The organism is Lysobacter avium, assembly GCF_015209745.1.
In the GTDB taxonomy this organism is placed as follows: domain Bacteria; phylum Pseudomonadota; class Gammaproteobacteria; order Xanthomonadales; family Xanthomonadaceae; genus Novilysobacter; species Novilysobacter avium.
Genome location: NZ_CP063657.1, coordinates 2,356,246 through 2,369,949, shown reverse-complemented (window position 1 = coordinate 2,369,949; position 13,704 = coordinate 2,356,246). Strand labels below are relative to the sequence as shown.

The following is a 13,704-nucleotide window of genomic DNA, read 5'->3' as shown; positions in this document are numbered from 1 at the left end:
GATGAGCGCATTCATCCGGGCCGACCGGATCAATCTCGACGTTCCGATCTTCCTGCAGCGCGAGCGCGAGGCAACGGGCTGGGGCGGGATGTTTCTCGGTGCGGCGTTCGATACCCCCAAGCGAAGCCTGATCCGGTTGCTGGACGACATCAGTTTTGAGATCCGCGAGGGCGACCGGCTGGCCATCCTGGGGCGCAATGGCGCGGGCAAGAGCACCCTGTTGCGGGTGCTAAACCGCGTCTATCAGCCGACCAGTGGCGAGCTGACGGTGCAGGGCAGCTGCCAGGCACTGCTCAACATGTCGCTGGGCTTCAGTGGCGAGGCGACGGTGCGGGAGAATATCTTCCTGCGTGGCATCGCGATGGGCCTGAAGGCGGCGTTTCTGCGCCCGCAGGTGGAGTCGATCCTGGAATTCGCCGGACTGGAGCACAAGGTCAACCACCGCCTGCGGACCTTGTCGTCGGGCCAGAAGATGCGTCTGGGGTTCGCAATCTCCACCTCGGTCCAGCACGACATCATGCTTATGGACGAGTGGGTGGGCGCCGGCGATTCGGAGTTCATGGCCAAGGCCAAGGAGCGGATGCAGAGCCGGGTCGGTGGCAGCAAGATCGTGGTGCTCGCCAGCCACAGCGTCGGTCTGCTGCGCGACATGTGCAACAAGGGCATCGTGCTGGAAGGTGGCAAGCTGGCCTACGCGGGCGACATCACTTCGTCGCTGAAGTGTTATCACGGCATGATGGCGCAGCTGCGCGCCAACAAGGTCATCACGATCGAAGACGCGGCGCCATCCCCTGCCGCCCAGATCTACGGGGTGATCGAGGAAATTCGCCAAGGCGATGGCGACGGTCTGTTCCTGGTCAAAGGCTGGATGGTCGATACCGAGGGCGCGCTGCCGAGCGGGATTGCACTGGAAATGGATGGACACCGCTATGTCGCCCATGCGGTCGAGCGCGTGCGGCGTCCGGACGTGATGCGTCATCTGGGGCTGCACACCGATGAGTGCGGTTTCCTTGCAAGCGTCCATGTCTCCGGCGTCTTGCGACCCTCCCAGCTCGGGGAACAGTTGCGGGTTCTTGGTGGATCGTCGTCCGATCATGCCGACGCACCGTTGCGTATTGCGGCGGCGGTTGCCGCGACATTGCGCGAGACTGACTGACCCCGTCCATCGATTCATTTCATTGCATCGATCTGTTTTGGATGCACGAGAACCGGCTATCCCATGGTCCAATACCAATCATTTCCAAGCGCGGCCGGCGACTCCCGTACCCTCGATAAACTGCTGGCCTTGAAGTTGCCCGAGCTTAGTGGCCGCAGCTTCCTGGATGTCGGCTGCAACGAGGGATTTTTCTGCGGGTTCGCCAGGTTTCTCGGTGCGGCACGCTCGGTCGGCATCGATCGTTCCGCCGAGTTCGTCAACCGCGCAAAGTCGCGGTTCCCGGATTGCGAATTCCTTGCGCAGGACTGGAGCCAACTGCCGGAGGGGCTGTTCGACGTGATCCTGCTGGCCTCCGCCGTGCATTATGCGGATGACCAGCCGGAACTGATCAAGCGCCTGGTGGACAAGCTCGCACCCGACGGTGTCCTGGTGCTGGAACTGGGGCTGGTTTCGTCTCCCGCAGCCGAGTGGGTGAAAGTCAAACGCGGCATCGACGAGCGCTATTTCCCGACCATGGCGCAGTTGAAGCTGACTTTGGCGGGGTTTGCCTGGAAATGGATGGGGCCGAGCGTCAACCAGGCCGGTGACCCAGTGGCTCGCCACGTCGTGCACATCGCGAGGCGCAGGCCGGTGGCCTATCTGCTCATGCAACCTCCCGGGTATGGAAAAAGCAGCCTGGCGTCGGAGTTGTTCCACGCAACGGCGATGCCGGTGGTTTCGGGCGACCGCCAGATCAGCCTTCTGGCGAAGGGAAACATCGCGGTATCGGAGCCATTGCGCCAGGCGGTAGCCGATGGGTATTCCCCATTCCGCATAGACGAGGCCATCCGCAGGGTGTTTGACGGCGGGCTGGAGTCCGGGCTGGTCGATGCGTGGCTCGCCGAGGCCGATGGCCGGAGTTTCGTGCTGGACATGTACGTGCCGGAGGCGCATCAGGCCCGGGTGGAGGCGTTGCTTTCGGCGCGCGGTTACATGCCGGTGCGATTGAACTGGGACCGTATCGGCCAGGCGCCACTGTCGGGAGCGGTAATGACGCAGCAGGCGGAGGCGTTCTATCTATCCATGGTGGAACAGGATTCCGAGCGCGATGGGGAGTCCGCGGTGCGTATTGAACCGGTCGGGTTCGTGGATGAAATTTCCGTCGAAGGCAATGCGCTCGTCATTCGCGGCTGGGCCGTCGATGCGGGGGGAAATCTTCCGAAGGATATTGCGGTGAAAATCGGCCGGCGCACGCTGCAGGCGGAGAGGGTGGATCGGCAATTGCGCCCGGATGTCCAGTCCCATCTCGGGTTGCCCCACGCGCTGGTGGGATACCGGTTGAGCCTGGACTCCACCGGCGTGCGCCAGGCGTCGGATCTGGGCAGTGGGTTCAAGGTTTTCGTGCCCGAAGGCGTTGTCTTTCGTCTGGCGGATGCGCGCGACAGGATATTTCACGGGAATCAAATGCAGAATCAACCTCTGGGGGAGTGGGAATGAGGGCAATGAAGCGGGTGGTGAAGGCAGCTATTCGACGCCTGGGAAGCGGCTATCGCCATCCCGAAATGGCGGCGGTGGATGCGCTGGGGATTTTCGACCGTGCGCGTTATCTGGATCTGTATCCGGATGTGAAAGCGGCCGGGGTGGATCCCCTCCGGCACTATGTCGACTCCGGAGCGAGGGAAGGTCGGAGTCCCTGCGACCTGTTCAATGGGGTCTATTACCTGTCCAAAAATCCCGATGTCCGGAAGGCGAGGCTGAACCCCTTGCTGCACTTCTGCGAATCCGGATGGCGGGAATCCCGCAATCCCAGCGCGGATTTCGACGTGGACCGGTATGTGCAGGCGCACTTCAGGGCAGACAAGACCGAGGAAAACCCCTTGCTGCATTATCTGGCCGAGGGTCGCCGCCGTGGGCTGGAGGCCTGGCCGGTGCTCGACCCCAGGGTCGAGGCGATCCAGGACGCCGGTGTATTTGATGTCGAGTACTACCTGGAGCAATACCCGGATGTGCTCGAGTCGGGTATGGACCCGTTGGTGCATTACGTGCGCCACGGGGCCCGCGAAAACAGGAATCCGTCGGCACTGTTCGACGGCGCGTGGTACCTGCGAAACAACCACGATGTGGCGCGCAAGAAGCGGAATCCGCTGTTGCACTTCTGCCAGTACGGCTGGAAGCAACTGCGTAATCCGTGCCGCGACTTCGATGTCTGGTGGTACTGGTCCACGCACATGGATCCGGCCGTGGAGGGAGAGAACCCCCTGGGTCATTACATGCGGGTCGGACGGGAACTGGGGCTGGATACCCGTCCGCCGGCACGAGTGAATCAATATCCCGCAAGCGGCTATCGGCATGTCGCAGGACAACCGGTGCGCCGGGTCTGCCTGTTTGCCGCCTACGATGCCGATGGCGTGGTTGACGACTACGTCCTGGCATACCTGCGTGAGCTGGCCCGGCATGCGGATATCTACTACCTCGCCGACAGCGAGATGCCGCCGGAGGAATTGGACAAGCTGACTCCCCACGTCAAGCAGGCATGGGCGGAGCGGCACGGCGAATACGATTTCGGCTCCTATTCGCGGCTGGCGAAAAAGCTCGGGTGGGACCTGCTGGCGGAGTACGACGAGCTGTTGCTGGTCAACGATAGTTGCTACCTGCTCAGGAGCCTGGATGAGGTGTTCGAGCGGATGGATGCCCGTGCCTGCGACTGGTGGGGCCTGCAGGCGACCAAGGGGCTGGCGTCCACCCGGAAAAACCCGGCCAACCAGTTCCGCCAACCGATCCCGGTAGAGACGGTACGGGGAGCGCTACTGGATCAGTATGAGCGCGACTACCACTATGACTTCCATGTCGCCTCGTATTTCGTGGCTTATCGCCGGCCGGTGACAAGCGATCCGGAATTCAGGAATCTGATCGATTCGGTGGTTGCCCAGGACAACAAGCGCAATATCATCCTGAAGTACGAGGTCGGCCTGACTCGACATCTGATTGCGCGAGGGTATGCGTTCGATACCTTCATGCCGTATCTGTATCCATTCCATCCGATGTTCACGACCTGGTATTTCCATTTGCTAGGGGAAGGCTTCCCCCTGCTCAAGCGTTACCTGCTGTCGGAAAACCACTATTTCGTACCGGGCCTGTGGAATTGGAAAGAGAGGATCCTCGAGAAACTCCCGGGTGCCGACGTGGACATCATCCAGAGGAACCTGGATCGGGTCGTCGATCCGGACAGGCTCCATCGCAACCTGCATATCGGGACGGAGCGGCTGGTGGACAACCTGGATCAGCCACGGAAACTGTTGGGAAATGGAGAATTCCTGGCGGCCGATCGGGTCACGCCCAAACATGCCACCTGGTGGGGTTTTCCGGTTTGCGCCTTCAGCGATGTTTTCTCGGGTAACGAACGTGCGGTTTTCGAGCAGGTCCGCGATGATCCGCTGATCCGCAAGATAATTTTCACGCTTGGCCGGCCGGTTGAGGTAACGGGCGCCAATGTCACCGTGGTGCCGCTCAAGAGCCCGCGTGGCCAGCACTTGCTGATGCGCTGCGGCAAAACCTGTTCATCAAGCACAGCCCCACCCGGAATCTGGTGTATCCGGTGGCCAGCGATCTGCATAACATTATCAATCTTTGGCACGGCATCCCGTTCAAGCGCATCGGCTATGCGTCTCAGGACATGGTGCAGAAGCTGGACCGGATTGCCGTGGAGCACGAGCGCTGCCGCGCCGTGATCAGCTCCTCGAAGGTGGATACAATGGCGATGGCGACATCGTTCTATCCGCTGTCGTTTGGTGAGATCTGGAATACCGGCCTTCCGCGCAACGATTTCATCCTGCGTGATTTCGATCGCCTGCCCGCGGACATGCAGGCCGAGGCCGCACGGCTGAAAAGCCTGCTCGGCAGCAGGCATCTGGTGTTGCTGATGCCGACCTTCCGCAATGCCCAGGAGGACGGTTACTACCGCTTCACCGACGAGGAAGTCGCCAGTCTGGGGGACTGGCTTGAGCGCAACGATGCGGTGCTTGGCATCCGCGAGCACATGGCGGACAACGCCCGCGTGTTCACCCGTCAGCTTGAGAGCCTGGGGCCGCTGGACCTGTCGGATGCACATTTCCCGAACGTCGAGATCCTGTACCGCTTGTCCGCGGCGCTGGTGACGGATTACTCCAGTTGCTTTATCGACTACATGCTGACCGGTAAGCCGGCGGTCAGCTTTGCCTACGACCACGACAGCTATCTGCTTGAGCGTGGTGGTTTCTACGACTTGGATTTCATCTTCCCGGGGCCTGTTTGCCATGATTTCCAGGAGTTTCGCCAAGCCCTGGAAACCCTGTTTGAACCGCGAACGGAAATCGAACGGGCATCGCTGGAATGGAAGCGACGGCTGTTCTTCGACCATGTCGATGACGGCAGCTCGGCGCGCGTGGTGGAGAAGGTCAGACAACTTACCGACTGCGGTGGCATGGGCAGGCCGGTGGCGAACATGCAGGGGCAATCATGAAAACGATCATCACCTACGGGACGTTCGATATCCTGCATGTGGGGCATATCAAACTGCTTAGGCGGGCGCGCGAGATGGGCAGCCGGTTGGTGGTGGGTTTATCGTCGGACGAGTTTAATCGAGGCAAACACAAGTCCTCCCTGCTCAATTACGAGAATCGCAAGGCGGTGCTCGAATCGATCCGCTGGGTCGACGAGGTTTTCCCCGAGCACACCTGGGAACAGAAAGTCGACGACATCCGCCGGTATTCGGCGGACATTTTCGTGATGGGACACGACTGGGAGGGGAAATTCGACTTTCTCTCCCCGTACTGCGAGGTGTGCTACCTGCCGCGCACGCCCGATGTGTCGACCACCCAGATCAAGCAGTCCTTGACGCGCTAGGGTGTCCGGCCCAGCGTTGCAAGCAGTGCCTGGGCGCTGTGGGTGGCGTTGCGCTGATCCCAGACATGGTCGGCAGCTTGCGCCGCGAGTTGCCGATGGGTTGCCGAGTCGTCCATCACGTCGCACAGGCTGGCGAGCCATGCTTGCGGATTGTTTGCAACACGCAGTGCAAAGGGCTGTTGTTCACGTTGATGCTGGTAGCAGGGCACGTCCGAAACCAGCGATATCAAGCCCAGTGCGCAGTAGTCCAGGATCTTGATGTCGGACTTGGAGGCATTGAAGCCGGTGTCCGCGAGCGGTGCCAGACCGACGTCGAAGGGGCCTTGGGCGACCAGCCAGCGGACGAAGTGCGGGTAGCTCAAAGCATTTCGCGGAGGCGGCAGGTTCTTGAGCCAGCTGCGTTGGGGCGGCGAGCGCACGGCGGCGATGTTGGTCAGCTGGAAACTGTCGGGGCGCAGCTCGGCAAGCGCATCCAGGGCTGGCAGGATGGCCGCGAAATCGGCGTCGTGCGTTGCGGTACCCATGTACAGCAATTGCAAGGGCCCCCCGGACCGGCTCCACCGGGGCTTGCGGTAGTCGCGCCACAGGCGGGGATCGAGGTTGTTCGGCAAAACGATGCCATTGCGTGCGTCGTCGCGATAGAGGGAATGCAGGTGTTCCGTCGAGAACCACACCTGATCCGCCTGGCCCATCAGATAGCGGAGCACCGCATCGCGCTCACGATAGAACTCGTGTTCTGGATGCGTCTTGTCCAGCGCGCCGAATGCATCGTCGTTGTCCACGAACAACCTGCATCCGAGGGTGCGTACCCGTTCAACCAGGGTAACCGCATCGTCGATGTCTTCCACTGCCACGCGCTGGACGATGCAGTAATCGCAGTTGTCCAGGCGGCCGTCCTCCACGCCGTCGAGCAGCACCATGTCGATGTCCGCGTGCGCCAGGTCGGTGGTGAGGGGGGCGATCAGGCGGATGTAGGCGGAACTGGAAGGGCCGTGCGCCCGGCGCTGCAACAGTAATCCCGCGCGCTTGCGCTTGGGAGCCGCTGGTATCGCCGATGGGGCGGCGACTTCGGGCGTGCCGGGATCCTGCTGGTGCGCGCGCGGCGGCAGTCCCAATTGTCCGAGCACGTCGTTCCAGATGGTTGCCGCGCGTGCATCGAAGGAGTGCGCCTGATGGACCTGTCGGGAGATCCGCAAGGCGTCGGCGGCACTGCGCGGTGCCGATTCGAGCGTTGCCAGGGCCTGGGCAAGGGTGTCGCGGGAATCGACCTGGAGTACCGCATCGCCGAACAGTTGCTGGATCGATGGCATCGAGTCCGAGATCAGGGTGCCGCCACAGGCCAGCACGTCGAAGACACGGTTGGAAATCAGTCCGAAATTCCGCATCGATTCCCAGTGATCGTTGAGCACCGCGGTCGCGGACGCGTAGTGAGCGGCCAGTTCGGTATTGGGAACATGCTCGCTGACGATGTGCCGTGCATCGATGAACTGCGACCAGCGCGTCCCATGAACCTTGACCGGCATTTCAAGCTCGGTTGCCCAGCGGACCGTGTGCCGGAAATGGTTGCGGGAGTTGCCGACGAAAAGCAGGCCGTCCAGTGAATCCCCTGCGGGGCCGGAGAAGCCGAAGCGCCTGGTATCGGTGCACTGCAGAAGCGTCCGGGCCGGTTTTCCGAGGATCTGGTTGAGAAGCGAAGGATACGATGGGGAAGCCACGTAAACGATGTCGTGGCTTTCATATTCCGCGTAGCTCACCTGGTCCGGGTGGCTGATGTTCCACAAAATATTGATGTGTTCGGGGTTGGGTTTGTAACGTTGCAACCCCCGCAGCACGATGATGACCTGGTCGCGGTGCTGATGGCGGGCGTACCACTGGTCCCTGAAATCTATCGTTACGGAGTGCCCGAGCGAACGCAGCGCCTCGGCAAGTGAAACGGCGTAGTGGTAGTCGCCCCACTCATCCCGCTTGTCGCTCGGGGCGGCGATCTTGATGGCGAAATTGAGATGCAGGTGGTTTGCGACGACCTGCGGGTCCCCGGTGTTGAGCCGGTTTTTTGTTTGTACGATCGCGCGATAGGCGTACGGCTGGGACAGCGAAATCCGGCTCTGGTCTGTCTCGGAGCCGGTGTAGTAGCAACCGATGAACGGTGCGTAGGCCACCTTCGAATCCCTGGCGTATCTGAGGATCAGATCCCAGTCGACCATCCGCCGCAGGCTTTCGTCGAAGCCGCCAAGATCGCGGTAGAGCTTGATGTCGTGGCAGAACACGTTGAGGTCGACGTAATTCGACTGCAGGCAATGAGACCAGGAAAACGGCTCGCCACGGTAACCGGAAATCTTGCCGTCATCGCCTTCGATTGCCAGCGCGCTATAGCCGCACGGGTTTCCGGTGGCATGCAGATAGGTCAGCATCGAATGCAGGAAGTCCGGGGTCCAGCGGTTGTCCGAATCCAGATAGAAGACGGTGTCGCCACGGGCCAGGGCCAGCGCCGCGTTGCGTGCAGCACTGACGCCACGACGAGGCTGCCCGATCAGGCGGATCCTTGGGTCGCGCAGATACGGGCGGATGGCATCGGGCGTTCCGTCGGTGCTGCCGTCGTCGACGATCAGCAACTCCCAGTTGCGGTGTGTCTGTTCCTGTACCGATTCGATGGCCCGGACAATCTGCTTTTTCCGGTTGTAAGTCGGCATGACGATGCTGGCCAGCCGGTGGTCGATGGCTTCTTGCGACGCCGCATACATGGTCTGGATGTTGCCGATGAATAGAGCTTGCGACGTCTTGCCGAGTGCTGGCAGGTGCCGTTTTGGCGCACCGCGCAATCGCGTTTCCGCCAAGGCGACCAGCCGGGCACGCGCTATCCCGGTGCTTGGCGGCGGGAGAAACCCGGGGATGCGTCCTTCGGCGCGACCATGGCGGAGGTAGTGGAGCAAAGGAATGACTCCGGCCCGCTCAACGTCCGGATACATCGCCAGATAACCCGCACCGTCGAAGCCGGGCCCCGGACTGCGCTCCATCGCGGCGCCGAAGCGCAGGTAATGCTCGGCCGGGTCCATGCCGAGCATGGCCACGTCGGGATAGCGACGCAGGTACCAGTGTTCATCGAACAGGCCGGAGTCGCGGATTTCGCGAACGGTGTCAGGCAGCGGCAGCATCACTGGTCTCCCTCGCCGTCACGGCCGGTATGCGGTGCGCCGGCAGGCATTGTCGCGAGCAGCCTGCGTTGTTCGATGAAATGGATGAGGGGATTCTCGCCGGTTATCGTCACTTCACGGTGCGCATCCGTGTAGGCGCGCGTGTTGAAGTGGGGTGAAGGGTCGCGGCCTTCCGCGGCGCCGTGGTCGAGATAATGCCGGGCCGGGTCGATCCCGCTGGTGGCCACGTCGGGGTAACGGGATTGATACCAGTGTGCATCGAACAGCTCGCTGTCGCGCAGGATCCCCAGCGGCGAGGTGACGGAGGGAGGACGTCGGCCGGTGACCAGGCTGGCGAGTCGGCGCAACGGCGCGGTCAACCTCCAGACCGGATGGCGGTCGAGTTGTCGCAAGGCGTTTTCCCGCGACTCGACTGCGGCGATCAGATGCTCTACGCGCACCCGATACTCCTGGATCATCCCGGCCGCGATTTCACGGTGGCGTGCGTGCGTGTTGGATTCCCGGTCATGCTTGCGGCGCATCTGCTGGATCTTCGCCCGGTATCCGGAAAGTTCCGCTTTGGCCTGCGATGCCTGTTGTTCGGCGGCAGCCAGGCTTTTATTGGATCGTGCCAGTTCACCGGTCGTCCGCTCAAGCGCGATCGCAGACCTGGTTCTGTCTTGCTGCGCCAGTCGTTCCGCGATTGCCAGTTGCTTCTTCTCTTGCTCCAGTGTGTCGATCGCCTGCTCGAGTCCGGTCGTCAGGTTCGCCCGCGCGCTGGCGGTGCTGGCATCCGCTTCCAGTTTGGCGATCTGGTGCCTGAAACGCTCCTCGGAGGCGAGGGCGAGCCGGGTCAGCTTGAGGATTTCGCGCGCATGCCGGCTTGTCTGGCGGTCGCCGGGAAATGAATCTTTCTCCGGCTGCCGGCGGTTGCCGGAGGCAAGCAGGAGGTTGGGGCGGGTGGTGTCCATGGGCGGCAGGCTCGACTCGTATTCCCTCAAGGTGTCGTTGACGGCCGCAGAGGGAGCCTCGACGGCGGCAGGAGGCCAACTGCCAGTGATGAGCGCATCGAACCATCGGGCCTGGGGTGTATCGAGGTGGATTGAAAGATCAGGCCGATCCCGGCGTTCCCGATGCAGCTTCGGTGTCACGAACGATTCGATCTCGCGCCTGGAGGGCAGGTGCAAGCCGGTGACGCCGTGTGCGACCAGTTGGGCATGCATTCGTTCGACGGTGCCCATCGGGTCATTGATGAGCCGGTGGTGCGAGACCAGGATGCCCGGCAAGTCCGCGGCCGCATGCAATGCCGCGCGGACATGGCGTTCCCACAGGGCCAGACCTGCGGGGAAAGGCATGCCATTGCGTTTGTTCAGGCTGGATGCGACTTCGACCGGATGCCTGAGGATATGGATGCAGACCGGTACTTCGAGCACGCGCTTCCAATGTGGCAGCAGCAGGCACAGGCGAGGTTCTTTCATCAGCCACGGACGGTGGGCATCCATCTCCAGGATGAGTTTCCCGGCGTGATCCTCGAACCGCGTGATCACATCTTCCGGGGTCTGGTCTGCGTCGTAGCTGCTGATGCGGTTCCAGTCACAGCCATCGGAGTGCAGCAGTGCGTCGTTTAGCTGCCGTACATCGCGCCGCTCCCAGAACCCCTTGGGGTTTTCCGGGTTTGCGCCGGTGCTCATTCCCTCGGGACCGAAATAGACACCCATGAGGTTCAGCAATCGGGCCAGTGTCGAGGTCCCGGATCGGTGCATTCCCAAGACGATCAACTGCATTTTGATACCGAGTGCATGGCGTGGGTCATCTTGTGGAGTCGGGTCAGCCGGGTTGGCGCAGGCAGGTGCCTATCGCCTGATTGTATCGGGGCTCGGACTTGTGTTGGCGTGCAGCCGCCGCTCGCGTGCGCCCGGCTGGTGACGGGAAGGATCCGAAGCGCTGGAAGGACGGAGAGAGCAAGGTCTCCGGATCACCAATCATATCGGCCGCCGGGGTGGCGGGCGATGTCGCAGTGGCCCGGTACAGGCTGGGGGCAGGCCCCGAGCCGCGAATGCGGGCGGCATGCGGAGCGGAATACGGCGGGCCCCAGGGCCGGTAGCCACCGTACTCGTGCATGCGCCAGCCGTTATGCTACGCAGCCCGATTGGCGCATGATTTTGCCGGTGGCGGGGCATTGTCCCGGCTTGTACGTTGGAGATCCCTTGAACCCAGATCCGAATTCCGAGCAGGGCGTGGAGGCCTTGGTCTGGACGATTGCGCCGGACACCCACCAGCGTCCACAGACCGTGGAACTTGTGCCCGATGTCAATCTGACGTCTCGACGGGATGGCGTTTTCACGGAGTGGAAGGCGGTCGGTGAGCGTGCATGCTTCACTGCGGAGTTGCGTGATCCGCTGGAGCGGATCCCCGCGGGGTGGTACGAGATCACCGGAAGCATGTCGGCGCGGGAGGACGCGGTTGTTGCCCCGTGCCTGTACCCGGTCTATGCGCGCGGCGCTGACGGGGAGGCACGGATCGCGTTGCCGACGTCCGGCGGCAATGGACGGATTCGTGCACTGGTGCTGTTCAAGCATGACGTGACGGCCCTGGGATTCAGCATGGGGCGCGGGCCGCTGCGTTTTCGGATGGGGGATTTCGCCGTACGCCGTATTGCTCGCGTACGGGCGTTGCGACGCATGTTGGAGTCCACTGCCGACGCACCGGGAGGGCTGGCGTCAAGAAGCATCAGGTTCATCAGGCAATCGCTCCGCGACGGGGTGTCCCGGGCAGCCGATACGCTGTATCGCGACTATCGCCGCCGGGTGGTGCCGGCAGGTGCGGACAGCTATGACGGCTGGGTGGCTCGGTTCGACACGCTGACCGCAGAGCGGATGGACGAATTACGTTGCCGGGCGATTGCGATCACCCCGGAAGGCCGGCTGATTTCCATCCTGTTGCCCGTGTATCAAACCCCGGAGCGTTGGCTGCGCCGCTGCATCGAGAGTGTGCTTGATCAGGCCTATTCGAAATGGCAATTGTGCATCGTCGACGATGCGTCGCCGAACCCGCGCGTGATGGAGATCGTGCAGGAGTACGCGCAGACCGATTTCCGTATCCGGGTCATGCGCCGCGATCGCAACGGGCACATATCGGAAGCGTCCAACAGTGCGCTGGGGCTTGCTTCGGGCGACTACGTGTCGCTGCTCGACCACGACGACGAGCTGCGTCCGCACGCGCTGCTGGAAGTGGCCGAGGAGATCGGTCGCCATCCGGATGCTGGCCTGCTGTACTCCGACGAGGACAAGATCGATGCCGAGGGCCGGCGCTTCGACCCGTACTTCAAGCCGGATTTCGATTCCGACCTGTTGCGCAGCCAGAACTACATCTGCCACCTGACCACGATCCGGGCGGAGTTGATGCGTGAGGTCGGTGGTTTCCGCAAGGGCTTCGAAGGCAGTCAGGACCATGACCTGATCCTGCGTTGCGTCGAGCGCCTACAACCGGGCCAGGTCCGGCATATCCCGAAGGTGCTGTACCACTGGCGTGCGATTCCCGGATCCACGGCACTGACCCGCGATGCGAAGGACTATGCGTCTTCGGCAGGCGCGCGGGCGGTGGCCGGGCACCTGGACCGGCAGCATCCCGGCGCCCGGGCCGAGGAGTTGTCGCACGGGCACTACCGTGTGCATTGGCCGCTGCCGGCGATACCCCCGAAGGTGAGCCTGATCATCCCGACGCGTGACAAGGTCGAGTTGCTGCGGATGTGTGTCGAGAGCATTGTCAGCAAGACCACCTACCCGGATTACGAGATCGTGGTGGTCGACAACCAGTCCTCCGAGCCGGGCGCGCTGGCGTATCTGGCGGAGTTGGAGGGCCGCGAACGCGTCATGGTGCTGCGCTACGACGCAGCCTTCAACTACGCTGCGATCAACAACTGGGCGGCGAGCCAATGCGCTGGCGAGGTGATCGGCCTGGTCAACAACGACATCGAAGTGATCTCGCCGGAGTGGCTGGAGGAGCTGGTGTCCCAGGCCATGCGGCCCGACGTCGGCGCGGTGGGCGCGATGCTGTACTACCCCAACGACACCATCCAGCACGCCGGCGTGGTGCTGGGCATCCACGGCGTCGCGGCGCACATCTACTCCGGATTGCCGCGCGGCTACCCCGGGCACGGTGGACGGGCAAGAGTGGCGCAGAGCCTCTCGGCGGTCACCGGCGCGTGCCTGATGGTGCGGCGCGAGGTTTTCGATCAGGTCGGCGGTCTGGACGAGCAGTTGCAGGTCGCTTTCAATGACATCGACTTTTGCCTGCGGGTGCGTGAAGCGGGATACCGCAATATCTGGACGCCATTCGCCGAGCTGTATCACCACGAGTCGGCCTCGCGCGGCAGCGAGGACACCGAAGAGAAGAAGCAGCGGTTCGCGCGCGAGGTCGATCTGATGCGGCAGCGCTGGGGTGCCCAGCTTCTGCGCGACCCGGCATACAATGTGAACCTTTCCCTTGACAGTCTCGTTTGTGAATTGTCGGCTTGATCCGGTTCCCGATGAACGGTTCTTGTTGAAGAATGGTTGC

The 13,704-nt window shown here is 62.5% G+C and carries 8 protein-coding genes; 6 read left to right on the top strand and 2 right to left on the bottom strand.

What is annotated here, in order from left to right:
• The first annotated feature begins 1 nt into the window (after position 1).
• The 5 genes from INQ42_RS10665 (at position 2) to tagD (ending at position 6,016) form a co-directional block, all read left to right on the top strand.
• Positions 2 to 1,156: an ABC transporter ATP-binding protein gene (locus INQ42_RS10665; RefSeq protein ID WP_194034246.1), complete on the top strand. Its 1,155-nt coding sequence runs from the start codon at positions 2 to 4 to the stop codon at positions 1,154 to 1,156.
• Between the two features lie 63 nt (positions 1,157 to 1,219).
• Complete coding sequence (locus tag INQ42_RS10660; RefSeq protein WP_194034245.1) at positions 1,220 to 2,632, top strand: class I SAM-dependent methyltransferase; 1,413 nt, start codon at positions 1,220 to 1,222, stop codon at positions 2,630 to 2,632.
• Entirely contained in the window at positions 2,629 to 4,863 is a 2,235-nt protein-coding gene (locus INQ42_RS10655) for a rhamnan synthesis F family protein (RefSeq protein WP_194034244.1), read from the top strand. Before INQ42_RS10660 ends, INQ42_RS10655 begins: the two co-directional genes overlap by 4 nt.
• The gene (locus tag INQ42_RS12950) at positions 4,752 to 5,633 is read left to right on the top strand and encodes a CDP-glycerol glycerophosphotransferase family protein (protein WP_228064502.1); all 882 of its coding nucleotides are present in this window, start codon (positions 4,752 to 4,754) and stop codon (positions 5,631 to 5,633) included. Before INQ42_RS10655 ends, INQ42_RS12950 begins: the two co-directional genes overlap by 112 nt.
• Positions 5,630 to 6,016, top strand: coding sequence for a glycerol-3-phosphate cytidylyltransferase (tagD, locus tag INQ42_RS10650; RefSeq protein ID WP_194034243.1), 387 nt, complete (start codon positions 5,630 to 5,632; stop codon positions 6,014 to 6,016). Before INQ42_RS12950 ends, tagD begins: the two co-directional genes overlap by 4 nt.
• Here tagD and INQ42_RS10645 read toward each other — a convergent pair.
• Together INQ42_RS10645 and INQ42_RS10640 are read right to left on the bottom strand one after the other, a co-directional pair.
• A complete protein-coding gene (locus tag INQ42_RS10645) occupies positions 6,013 to 9,078 on the bottom strand; it encodes a glycosyltransferase (protein ID WP_228064351.1) in 3,066 nt (1,021 codons plus the stop codon). The genes tagD and INQ42_RS10645 overlap by 4 nt on opposite strands.
• A gap of 89 nt (positions 9,079 to 9,167) precedes the next feature.
• The gene (locus tag INQ42_RS10640; RefSeq protein WP_194034241.1) at positions 9,168 to 10,931 is read right to left on the bottom strand and encodes a sulfotransferase family protein; all 1,764 of its coding nucleotides are present in this window, start codon (positions 10,929 to 10,931) and stop codon (positions 9,168 to 9,170) included.
• A gap of 108 nt (positions 10,932 to 11,039) precedes the next feature.
• Between INQ42_RS10640 and INQ42_RS10635 the strand changes: the two genes are divergently transcribed.
• On the top strand, positions 11,040 to 13,664 hold the full coding sequence (locus tag INQ42_RS10635) for a glycosyltransferase family 2 protein (protein ID WP_194034240.1): 2,625 nt from the start codon (positions 11,040 to 11,042) through the stop codon (positions 13,662 to 13,664).
• The last annotated feature ends 40 nt before the right edge of the window (positions 13,665 to 13,704 follow it).

Excerpts from the sequence above, each read along its gene's own strand:
- INQ42_RS10640 (WP_194034241.1), bottom strand. The coding sequence starts at position 10,931 with ATGCAGTTGATCGTCTTGGGAATGCACCGATCCGGGACCTCGACACTG.
- INQ42_RS10665 (WP_194034246.1), top strand. The coding sequence starts at position 2 with ATGAGCGCATTCATCCGGGCCGACCGGATCAATCTCGACGTTCCGATC.
- INQ42_RS10645 (WP_228064351.1), bottom strand. The coding sequence starts at position 9,078 with ATGCTCGGCATGGACCCGGCCGAGCATTACCTGCGCTTCGGCGCCGCG.
- INQ42_RS10655 (WP_194034244.1), top strand. The coding sequence starts at position 2,629 with ATGAGGGCAATGAAGCGGGTGGTGAAGGCAGCTATTCGACGCCTGGGA.
- tagD (WP_194034243.1), top strand. The coding sequence starts at position 5,630 with ATGAAAACGATCATCACCTACGGGACGTTCGATATCCTGCATGTGGGG.
- INQ42_RS10660 (WP_194034245.1), top strand. The coding sequence starts at position 1,220 with ATGGTCCAATACCAATCATTTCCAAGCGCGGCCGGCGACTCCCGTACC.